This window comes from Sphingorhabdus sp. EL138 (assembly GCF_945862485.1).
GTDB lineage: Bacteria > Pseudomonadota > Alphaproteobacteria > Sphingomonadales > Sphingomonadaceae > Sphingorhabdus_B.
In genome coordinates this window covers 1-22904 of sequence record NZ_CAMAYF010000011.1, presented here as the reverse complement: position 1 = coordinate 22904, position 22904 = coordinate 1, and the positions used below count along the sequence as shown (strand labels likewise).

The 22904-nt window shown below is 54.6% G+C and carries 20 protein-coding genes, 1 tRNA gene and 1 other RNA gene; 13 read left to right on the top strand and 9 right to left on the bottom strand.

From position 1 onward, the window contains the following. Together Q0O33_RS06340 and purF are read right to left on the bottom strand one after the other, a co-directional pair. Positions 1-711 carry an SDR family NAD(P)-dependent oxidoreductase gene (locus Q0O33_RS06340; protein ID WP_295497419.1) on the bottom strand — a complete coding sequence of 237 codons (711 nt, stop codon included), beginning with the start codon at positions 709-711 and terminating at the stop codon, positions 1-3. 2 nt (positions 712-713) lie between these two features. Further along, complete coding sequence (gene purF, locus Q0O33_RS06335; protein WP_295497417.1) at positions 714-2171, bottom strand: amidophosphoribosyltransferase; 1458 nt, start codon at positions 2169-2171, stop codon at positions 714-716. Between the two features lie 128 nt (positions 2172-2299). On the opposite strand from purF, the gene hisI reads away from it, so the two are divergent. Beyond that, positions 2300-2659: a phosphoribosyl-AMP cyclohydrolase gene (gene hisI, locus Q0O33_RS06330; protein ID WP_295497415.1), complete on the top strand. Its 360-nt coding sequence runs from the start codon at positions 2300-2302 to the stop codon at positions 2657-2659. Positions 2660-2706: 47 nt separating this feature from the next. Here hisI and Q0O33_RS06325 read toward each other — a convergent pair whose 3' ends face one another. From Q0O33_RS06325 to Q0O33_RS06310, 4 genes are all read right to left on the bottom strand, one after another. Then, complete coding sequence (locus tag Q0O33_RS06325; RefSeq protein ID WP_295497413.1) at positions 2707-3924, bottom strand: dihydroorotase; 1218 nt, start codon at positions 3922-3924, stop codon at positions 2707-2709. Continuing rightward, complete coding sequence (locus Q0O33_RS06320) at positions 3921-4916, bottom strand: aspartate carbamoyltransferase catalytic subunit (RefSeq protein ID WP_295497488.1); 996 nt, start codon at positions 4914-4916, stop codon at positions 3921-3923. The genes Q0O33_RS06325 and Q0O33_RS06320 overlap by 4 nt, the downstream gene beginning before the upstream one ends. Before the next feature lie 236 nt (positions 4917-5152). Then, on the bottom strand, positions 5153-5614 hold the full coding sequence (ruvX, locus tag Q0O33_RS06315) for a Holliday junction resolvase RuvX (protein ID WP_295497486.1): 462 nt from the start codon (positions 5612-5614) through the stop codon (positions 5153-5155). Further along, positions 5611-6720 carry a DUF3089 domain-containing protein gene (locus Q0O33_RS06310; RefSeq protein WP_295497411.1) on the bottom strand — a complete coding sequence of 370 codons (1110 nt, stop codon included), beginning with the start codon at positions 6718-6720 and terminating at the stop codon, positions 5611-5613. Before Q0O33_RS06310 ends, ruvX begins: the two co-directional genes overlap by 4 nt. A 140-nt stretch (positions 6721-6860) precedes the next feature. On the opposite strand from Q0O33_RS06310, the gene gatC reads away from it, so the two are divergent. The 8 genes from gatC (at position 6861) to Q0O33_RS06270 (ending at position 18091) form a co-directional block, all read left to right on the top strand. Continuing rightward, positions 6861-7148: an Asp-tRNA(Asn)/Glu-tRNA(Gln) amidotransferase subunit GatC gene (gene gatC / locus Q0O33_RS06305; protein WP_125230048.1), complete on the top strand. Its 288-nt coding sequence runs from the start codon at positions 6861-6863 to the stop codon at positions 7146-7148. A 124-nt stretch (positions 7149-7272) separates the two neighbouring features. After that, positions 7273-8757 (top strand): Asp-tRNA(Asn)/Glu-tRNA(Gln) amidotransferase subunit GatA, encoded by a 1485-nt coding sequence (gene gatA, locus Q0O33_RS06300; protein ID WP_295497408.1) that lies wholly within the window; start codon positions 7273-7275, stop codon positions 8755-8757. A gap of 1 nt (position 8758) precedes the next feature. Then, entirely contained in the window at positions 8759-10225 is a 1467-nt protein-coding gene (gatB, locus tag Q0O33_RS06295; RefSeq protein ID WP_295497406.1) for an Asp-tRNA(Asn)/Glu-tRNA(Gln) amidotransferase subunit GatB, read from the top strand. A gap of 104 nt (positions 10226-10329) precedes the next feature. Further along, a tRNA-Leu gene (locus Q0O33_RS06290) sits at positions 10330-10414 on the top strand. A 93-nt stretch (positions 10415-10507) separates the two neighbouring features. Further along, a complete protein-coding gene (gene tig, locus Q0O33_RS06285; protein WP_295497404.1) occupies positions 10508-12007 on the top strand; it encodes a trigger factor in 1500 nt (499 codons plus the stop codon). Between the two features lie 296 nt (positions 12008-12303). Next, the gene (locus Q0O33_RS06280) at positions 12304-12936 is read left to right on the top strand and encodes an ATP-dependent Clp protease proteolytic subunit (protein WP_295497402.1); all 633 of its coding nucleotides are present in this window, start codon (positions 12304-12306) and stop codon (positions 12934-12936) included. 134 nt (positions 12937-13070) lie between these two features. After that, positions 13071-14342, top strand: coding sequence for an ATP-dependent Clp protease ATP-binding subunit ClpX (clpX, locus tag Q0O33_RS06275; protein ID WP_295497401.1), 1272 nt, complete (start codon positions 13071-13073; stop codon positions 14340-14342). A gap of 260 nt (positions 14343-14602) precedes the next feature. Beyond that, complete coding sequence (locus Q0O33_RS06270; RefSeq protein ID WP_295497399.1) at positions 14603-18091, top strand: TonB-dependent receptor; 3489 nt, start codon at positions 14603-14605, stop codon at positions 18089-18091. 47 nt (positions 18092-18138) lie between these two features. On the opposite strand, the gene mtgA is transcribed toward Q0O33_RS06270, so the two are convergent. From mtgA to Q0O33_RS06255, 3 genes are all read right to left on the bottom strand, one after another. After that, the gene (gene mtgA / locus Q0O33_RS06265) at positions 18139-18840 is read right to left on the bottom strand and encodes a monofunctional biosynthetic peptidoglycan transglycosylase (RefSeq protein WP_295497396.1); all 702 of its coding nucleotides are present in this window, start codon (positions 18838-18840) and stop codon (positions 18139-18141) included. Positions 18841-18890: 50 nt separating this feature from the next. Next, entirely contained in the window at positions 18891-19796 is a 906-nt protein-coding gene (rpoH, locus tag Q0O33_RS06260; RefSeq protein ID WP_295497394.1) for an RNA polymerase sigma factor RpoH, read from the bottom strand. Between the two features lie 73 nt (positions 19797-19869). Then, entirely contained in the window at positions 19870-20811 is a 942-nt protein-coding gene (locus Q0O33_RS06255; protein ID WP_295497392.1) for an RluA family pseudouridine synthase, read from the bottom strand. Between the two features lie 16 nt (positions 20812-20827). On the opposite strand from Q0O33_RS06255, the gene Q0O33_RS06250 reads away from it, so the two are divergent. The 4 genes from Q0O33_RS06250 to rnpB all read left to right on the top strand — a co-directional run. Next, positions 20828-21235, top strand: a complete 408-nt coding sequence (locus tag Q0O33_RS06250) for a M67 family metallopeptidase (protein ID WP_295497390.1) — start codon at positions 20828-20830, stop codon at positions 21233-21235. 62 nt (positions 21236-21297) lie between these two features. Further along, entirely contained in the window at positions 21298-21939 is a 642-nt protein-coding gene (locus Q0O33_RS06245) for a histidine phosphotransferase family protein (protein ID WP_295497388.1), read from the top strand. Positions 21940-22028: 89 nt separating this feature from the next. After that, a complete protein-coding gene (locus Q0O33_RS06240; RefSeq protein ID WP_295497386.1) occupies positions 22029-22721 on the top strand; it encodes an N-acetylmuramoyl-L-alanine amidase in 693 nt (230 codons plus the stop codon). A gap of 6 nt (positions 22722-22727) precedes the next feature. Next, positions 22728-22904: RNase P RNA component class A (gene rnpB, locus Q0O33_RS06235), an RNA gene on the top strand; the annotation flags it as partial.

Sequence of the window (22904 nt, the reverse complement as noted above, 5' to 3'; positions counted from 1 at the left end):
TTAACCCGCAACCACCAACCGGTGTCCGGTCGCAAATTCGGTTTGCAGCATCCGCACGATTGCATCTGCAACAACTGACGGCTCTTTGACCGTTGACGGGTCTTCGCCCGGATAGGCTTTCGCCCGCATTGCGGTGCGTGTGCGGCCGGGGTCGACAATAAGAGTGCGCACCTGCGACAGGTTCTTGACCTCATCGCCATAGCTTTGGACCAGATTGTCCAATGCCGCCTTTGAGGCGCCATAGGCGCCCCAAAATGCCCGTGGGCTTGCGCCAACGGAGGATGTGAGCGCCACTAATCGACCGGCTTCGCTTTTGCGTAATAAGGCATCAAATGAGGCGATCATCACTTGCTGTGCCGTGACATTTAAAGTGAAGAGCCGCGCAAATTCTGCGCCATCAATCGCGGGCACTGGGCTTAAGGTTCCAAGCATAGCGGCATTCAAAACAAGAATATCGAGCTTGCCCCAACGCTCTGTCACAGCGGCGGCCAAGCGCGATATGCTGTCGCCGTCGGTTAAATCGAGAGGGGCAATGGTCGCATTGCCGCCGGCGTTAAAAATTGCGTCTTCAACAGTCTCAAGGTCTTTTGCCGTCCGCGCCGTCAAAATGACATGTGCGCCTTGCGCCGCCAATGCCGTCGCCGTCGCCGCGCCAATCCCACGACTTGCACCCGTTACCAGCGCAATCTTGCCTGCAAATGCCTTCGTCATGTTTATGCCAGTTTTTGGTCGCCAAGCATCATGAGGTCGCTTGCCTCATGCGCCTCATGGTCAGTCAGGGTGGTGGGATAATCGCCCGTGAAGCACGCATCGCAATATTGCGGCCTGTCCGCATGGCGCGAATCTACGCCAAGCGCACGATACAGGCCGTCGATGGACAAGAACGCAAGGCTGTCGGCCTGAATAAACTGGCGCATTTCTTCGACATCCATGCGGCTGGCAAGCAGCTTGGAGCGTTCGGGCGTATCGACGCCGTAAAAACAACTGTTCATGGTGGGCGGGCTTGCAATACGCATATGCACTTCAGCGGCGCCTGCTTCGCGCATCATCTGAACAATTTTGAGCGACGTTGTGCCACGGACGATAGAATCGTCGATCAGAACGATGCGTTTACCTGCCACCAAGTTTCTGTTGGCATTATGCTTTAACTTCACACCCAAATGTCGGACGCCGTCGCCGGGCTGAATGAAGGTGCGACCGACATAATGCGAACGGATGATGCCAAGTTCGAAGGGGATTTTGGCTGCTTCGGCATAGCCAATGGCGGCTGGCGTGCCGCTATCGGGCACAGGAATGACATAATCAACATCGACGCCATTTTCACGCGCGAGTTCCGCGCCTATCGCCTTGCGGACCGAATAAACGCTGATGCCTTCAACTATTGAGTCGGGGCGTGAGAAATAGACATGCTCAAAAATACAGGGACGTTGTGAAATGGGAATGAACGGCTTGTGCGACTGAATGTCCGTTCCGCGCACCACAACCAATTCGCCAGGTTCCACCGAACGGATATACTCCGCGCCCACAATATCAAGCGCCACGGTTTCCGATGCAAAGATGATGGTGTCGTCGAGCTTGCCCATGACCAATGGCCGAATACCCAATGGGTCGCGGCAGGCGATCATACCCTCTGTCGTCAGGCACAGGAGCGAATAGGCGCCCTCAACTCGCTTCAGCGCGTCAATCAAACGGTCGAGCAACGTCCGGTAACCAGATGTTGCAACCAGATGGATGATGACTTCTGTGTCGGATGTAGACTGGAAAATGGAACCACGACGCACAAGGTCGCGGCGCAGGGTCATCGCGTTTGAAATATTGCCGTTGTGCGCAATTGCGAATCCGCCCGTGGCAAGATCGGCATATAAAGGCTGCACATTGCGCAGCGATGTCTCGCCGGTCGTGGAATAACGCACATGTCCAATGGCGCATCGTCCGACTAGGCCGCCGATGATTTCTTCGCGGTCGAAATTGCCTGCGACATGGCCCATCGCCCGATGCGTGTGGAAATCATGCTCGTCAAAACTGGTGATACCCGCAGCCTCTTGGCCGCGATGTTGTAGCGCGTGGAGGCCAAGTGCCACCATAGCAGAGGCACCTTCCGTGTCGTAGACACCGAAAATCCCGCACTCCTCTCGAAGTTTGTCGTCATCAAAAGGGTCGGTGGTCAGCATATATCGAATCCCGCTGCGCTTCGTTGCGTTGCCTATAGTCATGGCTGTTACAATTGTCTCCCCCTTGTCGTGCGATTGTCACAAAGAAAATGTTGGCGGGGCAAGAATGCTTGGGTTACGATCCGAATATGACCGATGAACGAGAAAGCGGATGGGCGCTTAACCCCAAATATGACGCCAACGGCTTGCTTACTGCTGTCGTCACCGATGAAGCCGATGGAGCCATGTTAATGGTGGGGCATATGAATGCAGAGGCGCTTGCGAAAAGCATGGAAACCCGCACGGCCGTGTTTTTCTCACGCAGCCGCCAGCGGCTTTGGCAAAAGGGTGAAAGCAGCGGCAATGTCTTGCATATTGTCGATATACGCATCGATTGCGATCAAGACGCCCTTTGGATTATCGCGCGGCCGCAAGGTCCGACCTGCCATACTGGCGCAAGAAGCTGTTTTTATCGTAAGCTGACCGATGAAGGCTTGGAACCCGTCTGAAAGCAGGGGCAATACTATGTGTGCGGCAAGGGATTCCTAGCCCGCGTTCAAATAAGCTTGCCGCCCTTTAGCATGTGCCGAACGCGACCTTGAACGGGTAAGCGATCGAAGGGCGTGTTGCCTGCCAGCGCGGCCATGCGGTCACCATCGACCTGCCACGGGGCATCCGGATCAATCAGGATCAGGTCGGCCTCTTGTCCATCCACAATTTGACCTGCGTTTAATCCCAATATTTTTGCAGGGTTTGATGCGAGCAATGCAAACATACGGCCCATCGAAATCACATTATCGCGCACGAGGTTAAGCGACAGAGCCAGCAATGTTTCTGCCCCCGCCATGCCCGGCGCGCTTTCGGAAAAAGGCAGGCGCTTGTCTTCTGGCCCGCGCGGGTCATGGCCCGATGCGATAACGTCAATCGTGCCATCGGCAATCGCGGCGATACATGCCAGCCGGTCGCTTTCGGACCGCAGCGGCGGCGAAAGCCGCGCAAAAGTGCGGAAATCTGAAATGGCGTTGTCGGACAAGAACAGATGCGCTGGCGTGACTCCGCACGTAACGCGCAGGCCTTTTGCCTTTGCCGCACGGATCAGGTCGAGACCAAGTGCAGTGGTAACATGCCGGAAATGCACATGCGCGCCGCTTTCTTCCGCCAACATCAGATCGCGGGCGATGGCCAATGTTTCGGCAACGATTGGAGCGCTTGAAAGGCCAAGCAAAGTGGCGGTTTCGCCTGCCGTAGCTACAGCATGGCCGGTTACCCCTGAATCCTCGCTATGTACGATGACGGGAAGGTCCAAAGCTGCACAATAATGCATGATGCGGAGCATGACGCCGCTGTCGGAAATCCATTTGCGGCCAGTCGCCACACCCACAGCGCCCGCGTCTTTCATCAGCGCTATTTCCGCCATATGAAGCCCGTCAAGGCCTTGAGTCGCCGCAGCAAGCGGGTGCACCCATAGATCGGGCTTACCCTTTAATGCGGCAAAACGGACGGTTGCTGGGTCGTCATGTACGGGCGATTGATCGGGCATCAATGCGGCGCGGGTTATCCCGCCAAATCGAAATGCCGGTTTATCGGTTTTGAAAACACCCAAATCGATTATGCCGGGGGCAATGATTAAACCGCTGGCGTCTATGTGATTGGCTATCGGTGCAGCCGTGCCGATCGAGGCAATTTTGCCGTCCTGTATATGCAGATTCAGCGGTTCGGCCTTATCCGCACCTGGCAGGATTACTTGGCCTTGAATGATGCTTATGTCCATCATGCCCAGCCCTCCTGACCGCGTGCCTTGCGGGTCAATATGTCGAGACAGGCCATGCGCACCGCTACGCCCATTTCGACCTGCTCGGTAATGGCGGAGCGGTCGACATGGTCCGCAACGCTGCTGGCAATTTCCACGCCGCGGTTCATGGGGCCGGGGTGCATGACAAGCGCGTCCGGCTTGGCCAAGGCCAATCGCCGTTCATCCAAGCCATATAGATGGAAATATTCGCGTGGGGACGGAATGAAATCGCCTTGCATCCGTTCGTTTTGCAGTCGCAGCATCACGATAACATCGGCGCCGTTCAATGCGGCATCGAAATTGGTAAAGGGAATGGCACCAAATGCCTCAATCCCGCTGGGCATGAGGGCAGGGGGCGCAACCACGCGCACTTCGGCGCCCAAGGATTTTAAGCAAAACAGGTTTGACCGGGCCACGCGGCTGTGCAGCACATCGCCGCAAATAACGACCGATTGACCTTCAACCTTGCCCTTGCGGCGCAATATGGTCAGCGCATCGAGTAAGGCTTGGGTTGGATGTTCGTGGCTGCCGTCGCCAGCGTTGAGGACAGGGCAATCCACCTTGCTGGAGATCAGCTGCACCGCACCTGAGCTGCCATGGCGAATCACAATGGCGTCGGCGCGCATGGCGTTAAGCGTCATGGCCGTGTCGATAAGCGTTTCGCCCTTTTTCACGCTCGATTGCGCCGCGTGCATATTCACAACGTCCGCGCCGAGCCGCTTTCCGGCGATTTCGAACGATAACAAGGTGCGCGTTGAATTTTCGAAAAAGGCGTTGATGATGGTCAAGCCGGATAGTGTGTCAGCATGTTTCGCCGCGCCAGCGCGGTTCAGCGCAACCCATTGCTCTGCCTCTTTGAGGATGTAGAGAATTTCCCACGGCTGAAGTCCGGCGATGCCAAGCAAATGCTTGTGCGGAAAGGCATCCGACCCGCTAGGAAAGCTATCGGCTGCGAAGGGTGTTGTCCATGTCATTAAAGCGATGCCCTTAATGGGAATTTGGGTGAGACTCAAATGATTTGTCAGCTGGAGGTTCGGCATGGCCAGCCTCGTTGCCGTTCGCCATACATACAATTCGTCACCCTGAACTTGTTTCAGGGTCTATCGCGCCGCACGCCCAGAGCTAGAAAGGCTAAATGGACCTTGAAACAAGTTCAGGGTGACGGGATTGCTTCTAGGGTACGGGTGCAGGGCGTCATTTCGTGTACGCATCACCCAATCGTCAAAGCGTCAATCGCGCCTTGCAGAATAAACGCCGCCGCGCCGCTGTCGATTTTCTCCGCGCGTTTGGCGCGGCTCATGTCGGCGGCGATCATGTCGCGTTCGACGGCTTGGGTAGACCAGCGTTCGTCGCGCAGCAAAATCGGAAGGCCCAGATCGGCGATATTTTTTGCAAAGGCACGGCTGGACTGGCTGCGCGGGCTTTCACTCCCGTCCATGTTGAGCGGCAAGCCAATGACAATGCCGCGCGTTGGCCGTGTCGCAATCGCGGCCTTTAATTCGAATTTATCCTTCGTAAACTTGGCGCGCTTAATGAGCTCGGCGGGTGAGGCGAAGGTCCAGCCAGCATCACAAAAGGCCGTGCCGATAGTTTTGCTACCGACATCAAGCCCGATTAAAACACCGCCGTCAGGCAGCTGATCGCGGAAGCTGGCAACCGATTCAAAAATCATTTCTGTAGATATTTCTTTAAGCGCCATGTCGCATCCGCGCGCACATTGGCCCAGAATAAGGGAAAATCATACACATGGTAATTGTTGCCGGGTAGGACATAAGAGCCAATTTCCGGCGGATCGCCAATCAGTAGAAAACCTTTGGTGTCGCATCGGGCAGGCACGGCACCCACAATCAATTCGCCGGTTTCCAATTTATCATCGGGCTTTAACGTGCCCAAATTGGCTTCCATCAACGCTGCAGGCTTCGCGCCGCCATTGAGCGGGTTTGTGCATAGCATTGCCGTGTCCTTGCGCGGCGTGCCGTTAAAGCCGGTTGTGACGTTGTAGACTTTGACGATCCGGTCATATTCGGCCGGTTCGGCAAAACTTTGCCAGGCCATGATGCAGCCTGTGTCGTCGGGCCCGGCGCATGCGGGGAAGCCCATTTGCGGCATGTCAGCTGTCACTGAAATCGGCCAACCCACGGCATAGACAGCGACAATGCGTTGGGCGATGGGTTTGCCCGCTACGCGGTCCTTGAGCAAATGTGTGAGGTGCAGCGCACCTTGGCTATGCCCCGCCAAAATGATCGGGCGGTCCTTTTGCACCTTTGCCGCAAATTCATCAAAGGCCAACAGAACGTCTTGATAGGCGGCATCCAACGCTTGTTGACCCTCCGGCTTGCTGGTCAGAAACGCGCCAATCGCCGCCTGACGATAACGGGGTGCCCACATTTCACCTGCACTGGCCAAGGGCGAGGCAAGGCCACGTAGGAACATGCGGGCACGGTCCTGCGATTCTGTATCATTTAGGGGCGCATTCCAATAATCCCGGCCGATATAGGATGTAGGATGCACGAAGAATATTGCGGCGGAGCCCCGCATTTCGGGCTTTGCGGCACCGGTCGGTAACCAGTCGGCTGGATTGTCTGCTTTGCCGGGACGCGCAAACCACATGTCATTGCCCGCATATTTGCTGGGTGCAAAGGCAGGTTGCGGTTCAAATTTGGCTGTGGGGACAAAGGCAAGCTCGGTCAGCTCGCTTTCATAAATGCGAATGACAAAGCCACCTGCAATGACAAGAACGATGAGCGCTGCGACGATATAAAGAAATTTACGTGCCAAGTGTATGTCCCAAGATTTTGATGCGATTTACCCGATTAGATGGAAATAGCATCGGAAAATTGAACGGGGGCTTAAAGATTAGGTCTTTAACCCAAGCTTTTCCGTTGAAGCAATGCAGGCGCAATGCTAGCGGCGGGCTTATGTCTGTAGATAAAGATACCGTGAATAAAATCGCACGGCTTTCGCGTATCGCGATTAGCGATGCTGAGGCTGACAAAATGGTCGGCGAGCTCAATGGCATTTTGGCCTGGGTGGAGCAATTGGGAGAGGTCGACGTCACTGGCGTTGAGCCGATGACAGCTGTCATCGCCAATAAGCTGCGCCTGCGCGATGATGTTGTGACGGATGGCGACGTGCGCGACAAAGTGCTCGCCAATGCGCCCGCCAAGGAAGGCAGCTTCTTTGGCGTGCCGAAGGTGATTGAGTGATTGGCGCGGCAATGCTCTCTGCCGCCGTCACCCTGAACTTGTTTCAGGGTCCATCGTGCAGCACAACTGGAGCCAGAACGGATAAATGGACCCTGAAACAAGTTCAGGGTGACGGAGTACTGGTATGACCGAACTAACCAAATTGGGCGTCGCCGCGATCCGTGATGGCGTGGCCTCCGGCGCATTTACCGCCGTTGAAGTTGCGACCGCCTTCAACTCTAATGTCGCCAAGGCAAAGGCGCTCAACGCCTTCATCGTGGAAACCCCCGAAAAGGCGATAGAGGCCGCGCAAGCCGTCGATGCCGACCGTGCCGCGGGCAAGCCGCTGGGCAAAATGGCGGGCGTTCCCATTGGCATGAAGGATTTGTTCTGCACCCAAGGCGTGCAAACAACCGCCGCAAGCCACATATTGGAAGGTTTTGTGCCGACCTATGAATCGACCGTCTCTGCGAAACTTTGGAAGGCTGGGGCAGGGATGCTCGGCAAGCTGAACATGGACCAGTTTGCCATGGGTTCGTCGAACGAGACGAGCTATTTTGGCAACGTCATTTCGCCATGGCGCCGCAATGACGGCAGCAACGCCGCACTGGCGCCCGGTGGATCGTCTGGCGGTTCGTCGTCCGCGATAGCGGCACGGCTTTGCCCTGCGGCTACCGGAACTGACACGGGCGGATCGATTCGCCAGCCTGCCGCTTTTGTTGGTATTAGTGGCATTAAGCCAACTTATGGCCGTTGCTCACGCTGGGGCGTCGTGGCCTTTGCAAGTTCGTTGGACCAAGCTGGCCCGATGGCGCGCGACGTGCGCGATTGTGCGATCATGTTAGAAGCTATGGCAGGTTTCGATCCTAAGGATTCGACTTCGCTCGATTTACCTGTGCCCACGTGGGAAGCTGGCCTGAACAGAGACCTGAAGGGCAAGCGCATTGGTATACCCAAGGAATATCGTCTCGATGGTATTGACGAAGATATCGCCAAAATGTGGGACAATGGCATCGCCTGGTTGAAGGATGCAGGCGCGGAAATCGTGGATATCAGCCTGCCGCATACCCAATATGCGTTGCCTGCTTATTATATCATCGCGCCTGCCGAGGCGTCATCGAACCTTGCGCGCTATGACGGCGTGCGCTTCGGTCTGCGCGACTTGCCAGAAGGCGCAGGCCTGCAAGACATGTATGCCGCGACCCGCGCCGCTGGCTTTGGCGAAGAAGTCCGCCGCCGTATCATGATCGGCACTTATGTGTTGAGCGCCGGTTTCTACGACGCATATTACACGCAAGCGCAGAAGGTTCGCGCCTTGATTGCACGCGATTTCGAAAATGCATGGGCAAGCTGCGACCTCATCCTCGCGCCAACCGCACCGAGCGCTGCGTTCGGCTTGGGTGAAAAGAATGCCGACCCATTGTCGATGTATTTGAACGACGTATTCGCTGTGCCAGCTTCCTTGGCTGGTCTACCTGCCATGTCCGTTCCCGGCGGCCTCAGCAAGGATGGCTTGCCATTGGGCCTGCAAATTATCGGCAAAGCGCTGGATGAACAGGCGGTACTCAATGCGGGGCTTGCGATTGAACAGCGTTCAGGATTTACGGCGGAAGCCGGAGAGTGGTGGTAAGATGAGTGAATACCGCATCCAGGGAAACACCGGCGCATGGGAGGTCGTAATTGGCCTTGAAGTTCATGCGCAGATCACCAGCGAGTCCAAGCTGTTTTCGGGCTCCTCGACCGGCTTTGGCGCTGAGCCGAACAGCCATGTCAGCCTAGTCGACGCGGCCATGCCGGGCATGTTGCCCGTGCCCAATCGCGAATGTCTGCGTCAGGCCGTCCGCACGGGCATGGCGATCAATGCGCAGATCAACCGCTGGTCACGTTTCGACCGCAAAAACTACTTTTACGCTGATTTGCCGCAGGGCTACCAAATTTCGCAGCTCTATCACCCAATAGTGGGTGAGGGCGAAATTGAGGTTACGCTCAACGAAAAAGACCCGGACAGCCCGACCAAGAAGATCGGCATTGAACGCATCCATGTTGAGCAGGACGCAGGCAAGTTGATGCATGACCAGCATCCAACGATGTCGTTCGTTGACCTTAACCGTTCGGGCGTGGCCTTGATGGAAATCGTCTCGCGCCCTGATATCAGCAGCCCGCAAGAGGCAGGGGCGTATCTCAAGAAACTGCGTTCCATCCTGCGCTATGTTGGCTCGTGCGATGGCAATATGGAGCAAGGCTCCATGCGTGCTGACGTGAACGTCTCGGTACGTAAGCCCGGCGGCGAATTGGGCACGCGCACCGAAACGAAGAATGTCAACTCGATACGCTTCATGATGCAAGCGATTGAGTATGAGGCGCAGCGTCAGGTGGACCTGATCGAAAACGGCGGCGCAGTGGTGCAGGAAACACGCCTATTTGACCCCAATAAAATGGAAACGCGGTCGATGCGGTCGAAAGAAGACGCGCATGACTATCGCTATTTCCCCGACCCTGATTTGTTGCCGGTGGAACTCGACGACGCGTTTCTTGAGGAGTGTCGTGCGTCCTTGCCAGAGCTTCCCGACGCCAAGCGTGCACGGTATGAGGCGATGGGCCTGACGGCCTATAATGCGGCCGTTCTGACGGCAGAGGCTGAAACGGCATTCTGGTTTGAAGATTTGCTGGCGCAAGGCGTGGATGCCAAGCAAGGGTCCAACTGGCTGATGTCCGAATTGTTCGGCGCGCTGAACAAGATGGGCAAGACTTTGGACGAAAGCCCAGTCAATCCCAAGCAAGCCGCCGAATTACTCGGCCTCGTTGCCGATGGCACGATCAGCGGCAGCATCGCGAAGCAAGTTTTTGAAATCATGCTCGAAACGGGGCAGGCTGCGTCGGCCATCGTTGAAGAAAAGGGCCTGAAGCAAACCAACGACACGGGCGCGATTGAGTCGGAAATCGCCAAGATCATGGCCGCGAACGAGGACAAGGTTGCCGAATATCGATCCGGTAAGGACAAATTGTTCGGCTTCTTTGTGGGCCAAACCATGAAGGCCATGCAGGGCAAGGCCAATCCGCAAATCATCAACGATTTGCTGAAAAAGGCCTTGGGCTAACCTGTTAGTGCGGAGTTGCGGCGGTTTCGCCGCTTCTCCCCTTGCCCCGCAGCGGCTTTCCCGTTAGAGGCTCCCGTCGTTTGTTAAACGGTAGCTTTTCGTAAGCGGGCGTGGCGGAATTGGTAGACGCACCAGATTTAGGTTCTGGCATCGCAAGGTGTGGGGGTTCGAGTCCCTTCGCCCGCACCACGAAAAGGGGAATTCCCCGGCTGTCGTTAAACCCGAAAGCCATTTAACAGTTTTTGGCAAGCCAGCGGGCTTGTCGTAGATAGAGAAGAAAACATGCAGACCGTCGAGACACAGAATGAAGGCCTGAAGCGCGCTTATCGCATGACGATTACCGCAAAGGACGTTGAATCCCGCATCGATGCCGAGGTGAAGAAAATTGCACCTCAAGTGCGTATGCCCGGTTTCCGTCCCGGCAAGGTTCCCGCCAATCTCGTTAAGAAAATGCATAAGGATTCACTCCTTCAAGACGCGCTGAACAGCTCGATTCAAGAAGGCGTACAAAAAGCAATTTCGGACAATAAATTGCGTCCAGCGACACAGCCACATGTCCATTTGGGCGATGATTACGCGCCGGGCAAAGATGCGGTTGTTGATTTCCATCTCGAAGTGCTTCCCGCGATTGCCGCGCCATCGATCGACGGCATCACGCTTGAGCGCCTGACCGTCGAAGTGAGCGACGCGCAAGTTGACGAATCGATCCTGAAGCTTGCCCAAGGGCAAAAGAGCTTTGAAGCGGCCGACAAGAAATATGCTGCCAAAATGGGCGACAGCGTTGTTATCGATTTTGAAGGCAAGGTTGACGGCGTGCCTTTCGAAGGCGGTAAGGGCGAGGGCATGGCCGTTGAACTTGGCTCAGGCCAGTTGATACCCGGTTTCGAAGACCAGTTGGTTGGCGTGAAAGCCAATGACGCAAAGGTTCTGAATGTAACCTTCCCTGACGATTATAATGCCGAAAACCTAAAGGGTAAGGCGGCAACTTTTGACATCGTCGTCAACGAAGTGCGCAAGCCCGTTGAAGCTAAGGCGGATGACAATCTTGCCAAAATGTTCGGCCTGGACGGCATCGACAAGCTCCGTGAGTTGATGAAGGTTCAAGTTGAGCAAGAGCATAACGGCCTGACGCGCACATATATGAAGCGTCAGTTGCTGGATCAGTTGGCCGCCGGTCATGATTTCGACGTGCCGCCTTCCATGGTCGAAGCCGAGTTCGAACAGATTTGGGCCCAATTGGAGCAGGAAGCTGCGCGCGAAGCAGATGCCGAAGCTGCGAAAAAGGAAATGGAAGCAGAGCGCGAAGAGTATCGCGATATCGCCGTCCGCCGTGTGCGTTTGGGCTTACTCCTCTCGGAAATCGGCCAAGCCAATGGCGTTGAAGTGAGTGCGCAGGAAATGAACATGCTCGTGCAACAAGCTGCGCAGCAATATCGCCCCGAAGACCGTCAGCGTTTCGTCCAATATCTGCAGGAAAACCCGATGGCAGCCGCGCAATTGCGTGCGCCAATGTTTGAAGACAAGGTTGTCGACTTCCTTTTCGACAAGGCGACCGTAACGGACAAGGCTGTAACCAAGGACGTTCTGGAGGCAGCGATTGAAGCTGAACCAGACGCAAAGCCTGCCGCCAAGAAAAAGGCCCCTGCGAAAAAGGCCGCCGCAAAGGACGAGGCTCCTGCCAAGGACGCTAAGCCTGCTGCAAAGAAGGCTGCCCCTAAAAAAGACGCTGAATCTGCGCCAGCCAAGAAGGCACCCGCCAAAAAGGCTGCCCCTAAGAAATAATCGCTGCGATATGCGATAAAGCAAAAAGGGGGGGATGCGATGCGTCCCCCCCTTTTTGTATCTACGAAGGCACATGGCAAAAGTTGACTGATGTTGAGCCTATAGGCGATACATGCGTTAATATCGATTAAAGCATTAAATGACGGCAAATTAATCTAATTTGTGAATAAAGAACTCTAGGGTACTACCAAGCGCTCCAATTCATCCCCAACCTTAACCGTTTTCCTGCTTGAAACTTTGCTTGCCCACGCCGATGTAGGCGGTGACGCATACACATAACATCTTAGAGGTATTTCATGCACGTTCCTTTTGATCCCGTCCAAGCATTGGTCCCCGTCGTTATCGAGCAATCGAACCGTGGGGAGCGCAGCTGGGACATTTTTTCGCGGCTTTTGCGCGAACGGATCATTTTTGTGACGGGCGAAGTGGAGGACAATATGGCCTCCGTCATCACCGCGCAGCTCTTGTTCCTCGAATCGGACAATCCGAAGAAAGACATTTGGATGTATATCAACTCGCCGGGTGGCGTTGTGACCGCCGGCATGGCGATCCATGACACGATGCAATATATCCGTCCGAAAGTCGGTACCGTATGCATCGGTCAGGCGGCTTCTATGGGCAGTTTCCTGCTGGCGGCGGGCGAGCCGGGCATGCGCGTTGCATTGACCAATTCCCGTATCATGGTGCATCAGCCTTCCGGCGGCGCGCGTGGCATGGCGTCGGATATCCAGATTCAGGCAAATGAAATCCTGCGTATTCGTAAGCGTATGAACGATCTTTATGCCAAATATACTGGCAAGCCATTGAAGGATATCGAAAAAGCGATGGATCGCGATACCTTCCTGGAAGCAGAAGAAGCAAAGGCATTTGGCCTTGTGGATGAGGTATTCGACAAGCGGCCGGCTAATGCAGAAGCTGACGCAGGCTGACATTATCGTCGATAGTTTACGTAGATTTGCCGTGATGGCCTAGTCCTTATTGGGCTATTGCCAAATCGGAAGGCATCTTTAGGATGTCGATTTAATAAGGTGCGTTTGAAATTGGCGTGCAAGCAGGACATATTATGACGAAGTTGAGCGGTTCAGATACAAAAAGCACTCTTTATTGCTCCTTCTGCGGAAAATCGCAGCACGAAGTACGCAAGCTGATCGCCGGCCCCACTGTGTTCATCTGTGATGAATGTGTGGAACTTTGCAATGATATCATTCGCGAAGAAACAAAGGGCGCCTTGAACGGCCGTAAAGAGGGCGAAGTGCCAACGCCGTATGAAATCTGCGAAGTACTGGACGACTATGTCATTGGTCAGCCGCAGGCAAAACGCGTATTGTCAGTTGCCGTCCATAACCATTACAAACGCCTCAACCATGGCGCAAAGGGCGCGGATGTGGAGCTTGCGAAGTCCAACATCCTACTTGTCGGCCCTACGGGTTGCGGTAAGACATTGTTGGCGCAAACACTCGCCAAAACATTTGACGTGCCGTTCACTATGGCGGACGCGACAACTTTGACTGAGGCCGGCTATGTCGGTGAAGATGTCGAAAATATCATTCTCAAGCTGCTGCAAGCCTCGGACTATAATGTCGAAAAGGCGCAGCGCGGGATCGTCTATATCGACGAAATCGACAAGATTAGCCGCAAAGCCGAAAATCCCTCCATCACCCGCGATGTCAGCGGGGAGGGCGTGCAGCAGGCGTTGCTTAAGCTCATGGAGGGCACAACCGCCAGCGTTCCGCCACAAGGCGGTCGCAAGCATCCGCAGCAAGAGTTTCTGCAGGTGGATACGACGAACATACTGTTCATCTGCGGCGGTGCGTTTGCTGGGCTTGAAAAGATTATTTCAAACCGCCTTGAGGGCAAGTCGATTGGCTTTGGCGCGCATGTCGCCGACCCTGACGAGCGCCGCACGGGCGAAATCCTCAAGCAGATTGAGCCTGAAGATTTGTTGAAATTTGGTCTTATTCCAGAATTCGTAGGGCGCTTGCCGGTAACAGCCACGCTGGAAGATCTCGACATCGCGGCTTTGGTGAAAATCCTATCGGAGCCAAAGAACGCGCTTGTGAAGCAGTATCGTAAGCTGTTTGAAATGGAAGAAGTCGGCCTCAGCTTCACCGATGATGCCTTGGAAGCCGTTGCTAAAAAGGCGATTGAACGCAAAACTGGGGCGCGTGGGCTTCGGTCCATACTTGAGGCGATTTTGCTAGATACGATGTTCGACCTTCCTACCTATGATGGCGTGGATGAGGTTGTGGTCGACAAGGACGTGGTCGAAGGACGCAAAACCCCCGTTTTGGTGTATGCCAAGTCTGCCAAGGCTAGCAAGGAAGACGCCGCCTAAAGTAAGTTGGTAAACTGTGGTAAACGTGCAACATTTGCCGACAAAATAAACAAAAATGTTGCTTTGCACAATTTGGTGCAACGCGAAACTATGCTGGCGCGTCACTCTCGGCTAAGCGCGCTCCATCTGCTTGGCCGACTGTCATTTTACTGACATTTACCAACCCCAAGGGGAACTCAAGGCCCATTTCATTCGCGTGATTCGCTTTTGAGTTGGGAATGCCGAAATGTCAGAACGTGTATCTTTGAAGGGGTGTATCCATGCAAGTTCGTTTTTATCTAGCCGCTAGTGCCGCCGCGCTTTCGGTCGCTTCGGTTTTAGCAACGCCTGCGTTTGCGCAACAGATTACTTCGGGGATTGAAGGAACGGTCTTAGACGACGCTGGCGCGCCTGTAGTTGGAGCAACCGTTGAAGTCACTGACACGCGGACTGGAAACACACGCACCCTTATGACCGGGTCGACCGGTTCGTTCAACGCAACTGGTCTCACTTCGGGAGGGCCATACACTGTAGCAATCAACGCCACTGGCTTTGAAGGCCAATCAATTGAAAACTTGGAAACAAGCATTCAAGGCAACACGAGCCTCGCGTTCACCTTAAGCTCGGGCGCTGGTGAAATTGTCGTTACCGGAACACGCGTTCGCGTTACCCAACTGGCTGTCGGTCCTGGCCAGAGCTTCTCCAGCGAATTTATCGAAAATGCGCCAACCTTCAACCGTGACGTTCGCGACATTATTCGTATTGATCCTCGTGTTAGCCTTGACCGCGACGACACCGGATCGGGCCAGGATCGTATTTCCTGCCTCGGCGGCAACGATCGAGGGAATGCCTTCACTGTTGATGGCATTAGCCAAGGCGACGTTTATGGCTTGAATGACACAGGTTTTTCATCGCGTAGCTCTACCCCATTGCCATATGATGCCATTCGCGAAACACAGGTCCAGTTCGCACCTTTTGATGTTGACTATGGCCAATTTACTGGCTGTGCCATCAACGTTGTTACCAAATCGGGTACCAACGACTACACCTTTGGGGCTTTTTACGAATATTCGGATAGCAAACTTCGCGCCGATAACGTCTTTGACAAATATTCAGACCGCAGCCGCAAAGTTGCGCCGATTGAACCCGACAAGCGCTTGGGTCTTTACCTTGGTGGTCCCATCATCAAGGACAAATTGTTCATTTTTGGTGCGTATGAGAACCAACAAGCCGGTCAGTCACAGGATGATGGTCCAGCAGGTGCGGGCTATCCCAACAGCATCACCGGCGTACCTGTTGCTGAATTCAATCGCATAAGCGAGATTCTAAATCGCGCATATAAAATCGATACAGGCGAGTTGGTCACCAACCGTCCGTTCACCAACAAGCGCTATTTTGCACGCGCTGACTGGCAGATTAACGACGATCACCGTTTGGAGGCAACGTATCAGCGGCTCGAAGAATCGACCACGCGTTCCGACGATTTCAGCAACTCTGCAACAAACCCGCGTGTAACTGGTGTCAACACCTTCTACCTCAGTGGAACAGAGTCTAACTATTACTCTGGTCGTCTCTATTCGCAGTGGACCGATACATTCTCGACTGAGGTGCGTTACTCGCGTTCGCAAGTTCAGGATTTGCAGAATCCCGTTGGCGGCGGCGAAGCACAATCGGACGCGCCGATCCCTGCGATTGTTGTGGGTATCACCAACGCCGATGGCACATTCGGCCGTGTATCCGCGGGTCCAGGGTTTTCGCGTTCGGCCAATGACCTGCAAACGAAAATTCAACAATACCGTGCTGTAGGTAAGCTTGACGCTGGCGATCATCAGCTCAAGTTCGGCGCAGAAATGAACCAAGCCAACTTGTTCAATCTCTTTGTCCAAAATGCGACCGGGACTTTGTTCTTCCGCAATGCTGCCGATCTCGAGGCAGGTTTGCTCTCGACCGGCACAAGCACGAACCCGACTGCCGCACAATTGGCGGGTGGCCTTGCGGCAGGTGCCGCTGGAAACTTCTCTGCAACAGGCGACGTCAGAGATGCGGCGGCTAAGTTTAATCGAGGCATCTATTCGATTTTTGCCCAAGACGATTGGCAGGTAACGGATTCTTTGAGCGTTGTTGGTGGCGTTCGGGCAGAATGGTATGACGGTGGTGCTCCCGAAGCAAATCCGCTGTTCATAAATCGTTATGGCTTCAGCAATGGCAACGGTTTCAGCAAATTGCCGATTGCCGTTCTGCCGCGCGTAGCGTTCACTTATGACCTGAACGATTTTGCGGTGTTTTCTCGCGCCCAGTTCCGCACAGGCTTGGGTATCTTCTCTGGTGGCGACCCATTGGTCTGGTTTGGTAATGCTTTCCAGAATGACGGCAGCACAGTTGGTGAAGGTACAACACGTTCGCTTGGGTGCCCTTTACCGGTCACAGCGCAAATCGACGTGGTAACCGGTGGTGCGTTTACGGGCGTTCCAGCGTGTATCAAGACAGCGGGCAGCACTGAAGCAGCTCGGGGTCTAGGCGATACCCAATCGATCAGCCCTAACCTCAAGCAGCCAACGGTGGTGCGCTTCAATGCAGGCTTCTCGTCGCAGCTGAACTTTGCTGAAACCGGCTTTTTCAGCGGTTGGGATCTCACGCTCGACTATATCTACTCGAAATACCGTAATCCGTTCAACCTCGTCGATTTGGCGGCGGTACCGGGCACGGCAGCGGGTACTGGCGGCGCTCCAATCGGTTTGAACGGCTTCACTATTGATAGCCGCCCTATTTATCGTTCGATTGATCCAAGCGCTGCCGGTTGTTCGGCTCGTTTGGTGGGCTTCTCTCCAAGCCCCACCTACGGCGGCATCAACGCGGCATGCTTTGCTACCAGTCGCGATGACGAACTAATGTTAACCAATGCCGGCAGCTTCCGCAGCCACACGGCTTCGTTCATTTTGTCGAAGAATTTTGATGGGGGCATTTTTACAGAAGGTGGTTCCACCTTCTTCAATGTTGGCTACTCCTTCTCGGACAGCCAAGATCGTCGTAACATGTATAGTTCAACCGCCGGTTCGAACTACGACATCTCGGCGGCATCCGATCGTCAAAACCCTGCGGCATCGCGTGGTTTCTATAACAGCCGTCACAACTTCACCTTGAACACAAGCTTCAAGGAAGAGTTTTTCGGTGACTACGCAACGCGCTTTGGGGTAACCTTTGTTGCGCGGTCGGGACGGCCATATAGCTTAACCTTTAGCGGCGGCAGCGTCTTTGGTGATAGCGTATCGGGTACAGAAAATGCACTTGTTTACTTGCCGACTGGCGTGACCGACCCCAATGTTTCGCCAACGTCGAATATGACAGCGGTGCAAGGACTCTCCGATTTCGGTAATTCGCTGAAGTGCGCGCGCAAGTTCTTGGGTAGGACCATTGAGCGCAACACTTGCTCAAACGAATGGTATTACGATCTTGACCTGTCGTTCTCACAAGAAATACCTGGCCCAGGCCGTCTTTTTGGTCGCGAAGACAAGTTGAAGCTTTTTGCGAGCTTCGATAACTTCCTCAATTTGCTTGATCCAAAATGGAACGTTCAGCGTCGGAGAGATTTCGGTGGTCGTCAGGATATTGCTTCGATCAGCGGGATTGATACCCAAGGTCGTTACATCATCACTGGATTTACAGCGAACAACCCGAACGCTGAAGGTGTTAGTGATTTTAATGCTGACAACTTCATCAACACATCTTCGTCGGTATGGCGCATCAAGGTGGGTATCAGCTACGATTTCTAGGTAATGAAATATTGAAAACAGGGCGGGGCTTTGGCTCCGCCCTTTTTTTATGTGTAGATGCAAGCGTCGAGGCCATCGCGTTTCACAACGCGGATGCGCGCGGAGATGCTGTTGCCATAGCGGCGGGTGAAGCCGCCTACGCCATTGACGGCCCGCTTTTTGGGCAAGGGTAAGATAGCCGCCAAGCGCGCGGCCTCTATGCGGGTCAGGTTCTTGGCGGATTTTTTGTAATAACGCTGTGCGCCGGCCTCTGCGCCATACGTACCGATGCCGGTCTCCGCGACGTTCAAATATACTTCCATGATCCGGCGCTTGCCCCAGATTTTCTCGATCAGGAACGTGAAATATACTTCAGGCACTTTGCGCAGATAACGCGTCCAGCCCGACCCTTGCCATAGGAACACATTTTTCGCGGTCTGCTGGCTGATGGTAGAGCCACCGCGCATACGGCCGCCCTCTATGTTGCGGGTTAGCGCCTTTTCAATAGCTTCGCGATCAAAGCCATCATGGCTGCAATATTTACCATCCTCAGCGGCGATGACGGCACGCACAAGGTTTGGCGAAATGTCGGAAAGGGTGGCCCACTCGCTTTTGGCTCCGTTGCTGTCGAACAACATCGTCAATGTCGTTGGAACAGGAACCACGGCATAGACTGCGGTTAACGCGACCGTACCCCCGATGAAGTATATCGCGCCCTTAAAGCTGGAACGTAGAAAACGTGCGGAAAGCGAACGCTTGGTTTTTGTCATTGCCAAAAGCTAGCGCAGTGTTTTCCGCCCGTCATCTTTTTTACGGATAGTTAAATCGCGAGCAGCAGCCGTTTTTCAGTAGCGATACGCAACATCGCCTTTTGCAGCTTTTCAAAAGCGCGCACTTCAATCTGGCGCACACGCTCTCGGCTGACGCTATAGGTCTGGCTGAGTTCTTCCAGAGTTTGCGGCTCTTCAATCAAGCGGCGCTGTGTCAAAATGTGCTTCTCGCGGTCATTCAGGCTGCCCATCGCTTCGGACAATAAGGCATGGCGCATGTCACCTTCTTGTGCGTCAGCAACGCGCTCGTCTTGCAACGGCGTGTCATCGACCAACCAGTCTTGCCATTGGCCATCGCCATCTTCGCGCATGGGCACATTGAGCGATGTATCACCGCCCATCGCCATCCGGCGGTTCATATTGTTCACTTCTTCTTCGGAAACGCCGAGGTCCGTTGCGATTTTGCGCAAGGCTTCCTGATTCAGGTCGCCGTCTTCAAAAGCCTGCAGATTGTTTTTCATGCGGCGCAGGTTGAAGAAAAGCTTCTTCTGCGCGGCGGTGGTGCCGATCTTTACTAAGCTCCAGCTGCGCAGGATGAATTCCTGCATCGAGGCACGAATCCACCACATCGCGTAGGTCGCGAGGCGGAAGCCACGATCGGGGTCAAATTTCTTTACGCCCTGCATCAATCCGATATTCCCTTCGGAAATCAGCTCGGATACCGGCAGGCCGTAGCCGCGATAGCCCATGGCGATTTTCGATACGAGGCGGAGATGCGACGTGACCAGCTGTTCCGCTGCTTTGGTGTCGCCATGTTCTTGCAAGCGTTTGGCGAGCATATATTCCTGCTCGGGCTTGAGTATCGGAAATTTCCGAATTTCGCTTAGGTAACGATTAAGGCTCGCGTCCCCCCCAAGGGCAGGTATCGTAGCCGGAACATTCTTTCTATCAGACATGTTTTCCTCTTTCATTGTGCCTTCCGCCGGGCCTCATCAAGCACCCGATGGTAAAGCGTTCCCTTCGAAACTTTTATAACTGAAGCTTGCTTAACAGAAGCTGCATGTCTTCTGGTATACCGCATTCAAACCGTAAAGTTCCGCCGGTGATAGGATGAATAAACCCCAAAGAGGCGGCGTGCAATGCTTGGCGGTCGAATTTGGCTTGATTTGGACCAATTTTATAGTGGTTTTGTCGATTAGAATAGACGCCATCGCCAATCAGCGGATGGCCGATATGCGCCATGTGCACGCGCACCTGATGCGTGCGCCCCGTTTCTAGAGTGCATTCGACCATCGCTGTTTTGGCGAAGGCCTCAACCATCCGGTAATGCGTGACCGCATGCCGACCCTTTGATTCGGGCAGCACCGTCATTTTCTTTCGGTTTGTGGTCGACCGGCCAATTTGTGTGCGGACTGTGCCAGCAGGTGGCGCGGGGATACCGTTGACGATTGCAATATATTTGCGCTCAATATCATGGGCGGCGAAAAGTTTCGCGAGGCCCTCATGCGCTGCATCGCTTTTGGCGACGACCAGCAGCCCTGAGGTGTCCTTGTCAATGCGATGGACTATCCCTGGACGTTGCACCCCGCCAATGCCCGAAAGCTTGCCCTGGCAATGGTGCAGCAGTGCGTTGACAAGGGTTCCGTCGCTATGGCCTGCCGCGGGATGCACGACCAGCCCGGCGGGTTTATTGACGATAATCAAATGTTCATCTTCAAAAACCACGTCCAGCGCAATGTTCTGCGCCATTGCTTTGTCAGGTATGGGGGCAGGGACGTTAAGTTCAAATGCCTGTCCCGACATTTTCTTGCTGCCAGCGTCGGCAAAGATCTGACCATTGATGCGGAGCGCAGCATCCGCGATCAAAGCCTGTATGCGCGCACGCGAAAATTGCGGCAAGGCTGCGGCAAGCGCACTATCCAGCCGCCCGGCACCCAAAACGCCCGTAAATGTAGTAATTTCCCCCGACATCGCATAGACATGGGTGATGGCTTTGCATTTATCAAGCAGCGACTGGCGGCAACTTCTGGATTGGGCGGACACCGCGGGGGACCATGAGTGCTGCGGTTTATTGCGGGGGGCAGGGGATCGGGTCGCCGCGGTCGAACTGGCGCATAATGTTGCTGCCGATCCGACAAGGCATTTCGAAATCGATCCGGACGCATTGATCTCAGCGGCTAAGGACGTGAGAAGCGGCGGAATTCCTGTGTTGGGATTTTTCCATTCGCACCCCAATGGTGTGGCCGCTCCGTCACCAACCGACGTCGCACAAGCGGCGCCCGATCAGCATATTTGGCTGATAATTGCGGCCGAAGCGATTACCGCATGGCAGCCTGTAGTCGCAGGCGGTCGGGTGACCGGATTTACGCCCGTGGCAATAATGAAGGAGGGTTGAAACACCCGCCAACTCGGTCCATGAGCGGCGCTAACACGCCAAATGCCCTCAGGAATTTTGTAATGCCCGATACCGAAATCGATTTTGCCAGCCTGCTGTGCTGGCGCTTGTGCCATGACCTGTTAAGCCCCGTTGGTGCGATGAATAATGGCCTTGAGCTATTGGCGGATGAACATGATCCCGAAATGCGGAAGCGGTGCATGGATTTGCTGGCGGAGAGTGCAAAGGCCGCTGCTGACAAATTGAAATTTTTCCGTTTGGCCTTTGGCGCTGCTGGCGGATTTGGCGCTGAAGTTGATCCAAATGAAGCAAAATTGGTTATTGTGCCAATGGTTACCGCAAGTGGACGGACGGTGCTTGAGTGGGCTGTGCCTGCGAACGTGATGCCCAAAAGGGCGGTGAAAATATTGCTGAATCTCGTTCTGTTGGCCAATGAGGCGTTGGCGCGTGGCGGGACATTGTTCGTCGGAGCAGAAGCGCGCGCAGGCGAGCAGGAAATTGTTATCCGGGCGAGCGGCCCTAAAATCCTCATGGATTCGGCTATTCGAGAGGCACTGACCGGTCAGCTTGACCCTGCAGCTGTGGATATACGGACGGCGGCGGCGTGGATGGCGCATAAGCTCGCCGTTCAAGGTAATGGCATATTGCAACTGGCAGAGCCCGACCCTGAACATTTGGTGATCGGCGCGCTCATCCGCATATAAGGTTAGAGTGGGCTGCGCATGCTGGAGGCGGCGTAAAGAGTGTGTGGCCTGATATTGCACGTCGCTGCCGACTTACCTATGGTTCGGACATGACTATGATCTGGAACCCATCACCCAATTTCGGCGAGCGCAGCCTGCCCATCAATATGATCGTGCTGCACTATACAGGCATGCAGTCTGGCGCGGCAGCTATTAACTGGCTGGCGAACCCAGCGTCCAAGGTATCTGCGCATTATGTGGTCGATGAAGATGGACAGCTGGTGTACATGGTGCGCGAAGAACAACGCGCCCAACATGCGGGATTATCCTATTGGCGCGGCGTAACCGATTGCAACAGCGCCAGCATTGGCATTGAGATCGTCAATCCCGGGCACGAATTTGGTTATCGCCCGTTTCCTGAGGCGCAAATGGACACCGTGACCAGATTGGTTGCTGAGTTAGTCCGGACTTATGGGATTGAACCGCGCAATGTTGTCGGACACAGCGATGTTGCACCCGCCCGCAAAGAAGATCCGGGCGAGCTGTTCGATTGGGAACGATTGGCTAAGTTGGGGCTCGCCATAAAGCGGCCTACTGAAAATCTGGTGGATCCCGGTTGGTCTGACGGCGCATTTCTTTTGGCACTTGAACGTTATGGCTATGGCATAGCCGATGGCCGCGCGGTTACAATTGCATTCCAGCGCCGGTTCCGGCCCGCAAACATCGACGGCGTAATCGACGGGGAGTGCCGCGCTATTCTGCTCAGCTTGCTCTTGGCGGTTGAGGGCAGTTCTGTTATCTGACGTGCGCCAGAGGGTTGGGCGACCGCCGCTTAGTGGGTAACTGCTAAGGGGAGGAAAGTCCGGGCTCCAGCGAGGAACGGTGCCGGATAACGTCCGGCGAAAGCAATTTTAGGGAAAGTGCCACAGAAAATAGTCCACCGCATTTCGATGCGGCCAGGTCGAAACGGTGCGGTAAGAGCGCAC

What these genes read in the sequence shown, in the direction of transcription:
- Q0O33_RS06340 (WP_295497419.1), bottom strand. Translation starts at nt 711, where the DNA reads ATGACGAAGGCATTTGCAGGCAAGATTGCGCTGGTAACGGGTGCAAGT.
- purF (WP_295497417.1), bottom strand. Translation starts at nt 2,171, where the DNA reads ATGCTGACCACCGACCCTTTTGATGACGACAAACTTCGAGAGGAGTGC.
- hisI (WP_295497415.1), top strand. Translation starts at nt 2,300, where the DNA reads ATGACCGATGAACGAGAAAGCGGATGGGCGCTTAACCCCAAATATGAC.
- Q0O33_RS06325 (WP_295497413.1), bottom strand. Translation starts at nt 3,924, where the DNA reads ATGATGGACATAAGCATCATTCAAGGCCAAGTAATCCTGCCAGGTGCG.
- Q0O33_RS06320 (WP_295497488.1), bottom strand. Translation starts at nt 4,916, where the DNA reads ATGACATGGACAACACCCTTCGCAGCCGATAGCTTTCCTAGCGGGTCG.
- ruvX (WP_295497486.1), bottom strand. Translation starts at nt 5,614, where the DNA reads ATGATTTTTGAATCGGTTGCCAGCTTCCGCGATCAGCTGCCTGACGGC.
- gatC (WP_125230048.1), top strand. Translation starts at nt 6,861, where the DNA reads ATGTCTGTAGATAAAGATACCGTGAATAAAATCGCACGGCTTTCGCGT.
- gatA (WP_295497408.1), top strand. Translation starts at nt 7,273, where the DNA reads ATGACCGAACTAACCAAATTGGGCGTCGCCGCGATCCGTGATGGCGTG.
- gatB (WP_295497406.1), top strand. Translation starts at nt 8,759, where the DNA reads ATGAGTGAATACCGCATCCAGGGAAACACCGGCGCATGGGAGGTCGTA.
- tig (WP_295497404.1), top strand. Translation starts at nt 10,508, where the DNA reads ATGCAGACCGTCGAGACACAGAATGAAGGCCTGAAGCGCGCTTATCGC.
- Q0O33_RS06280 (WP_295497402.1), top strand. Translation starts at nt 12,304, where the DNA reads ATGCACGTTCCTTTTGATCCCGTCCAAGCATTGGTCCCCGTCGTTATC.
- clpX (WP_295497401.1), top strand. Translation starts at nt 13,071, where the DNA reads ATGACGAAGTTGAGCGGTTCAGATACAAAAAGCACTCTTTATTGCTCC.
- Q0O33_RS06270 (WP_295497399.1), top strand. Translation starts at nt 14,603, where the DNA reads ATGCAAGTTCGTTTTTATCTAGCCGCTAGTGCCGCCGCGCTTTCGGTC.
- mtgA (WP_295497396.1), bottom strand. Translation starts at nt 18,840, where the DNA reads ATGACAAAAACCAAGCGTTCGCTTTCCGCACGTTTTCTACGTTCCAGC.
- rpoH (WP_295497394.1), bottom strand. Translation starts at nt 19,796, where the DNA reads ATGTCTGATAGAAAGAATGTTCCGGCTACGATACCTGCCCTTGGGGGG.
- Q0O33_RS06255 (WP_295497392.1), bottom strand. Translation starts at nt 20,811, where the DNA reads ATGTCGGGGGAAATTACTACATTTACGGGCGTTTTGGGTGCCGGGCGG.
- Q0O33_RS06250 (WP_295497390.1), top strand. Translation starts at nt 20,828, where the DNA reads ATGGCTTTGCATTTATCAAGCAGCGACTGGCGGCAACTTCTGGATTGG.
- Q0O33_RS06245 (WP_295497388.1), top strand. Translation starts at nt 21,298, where the DNA reads ATGCCCGATACCGAAATCGATTTTGCCAGCCTGCTGTGCTGGCGCTTG.
- Q0O33_RS06240 (WP_295497386.1), top strand. Translation starts at nt 22,029, where the DNA reads ATGACTATGATCTGGAACCCATCACCCAATTTCGGCGAGCGCAGCCTG.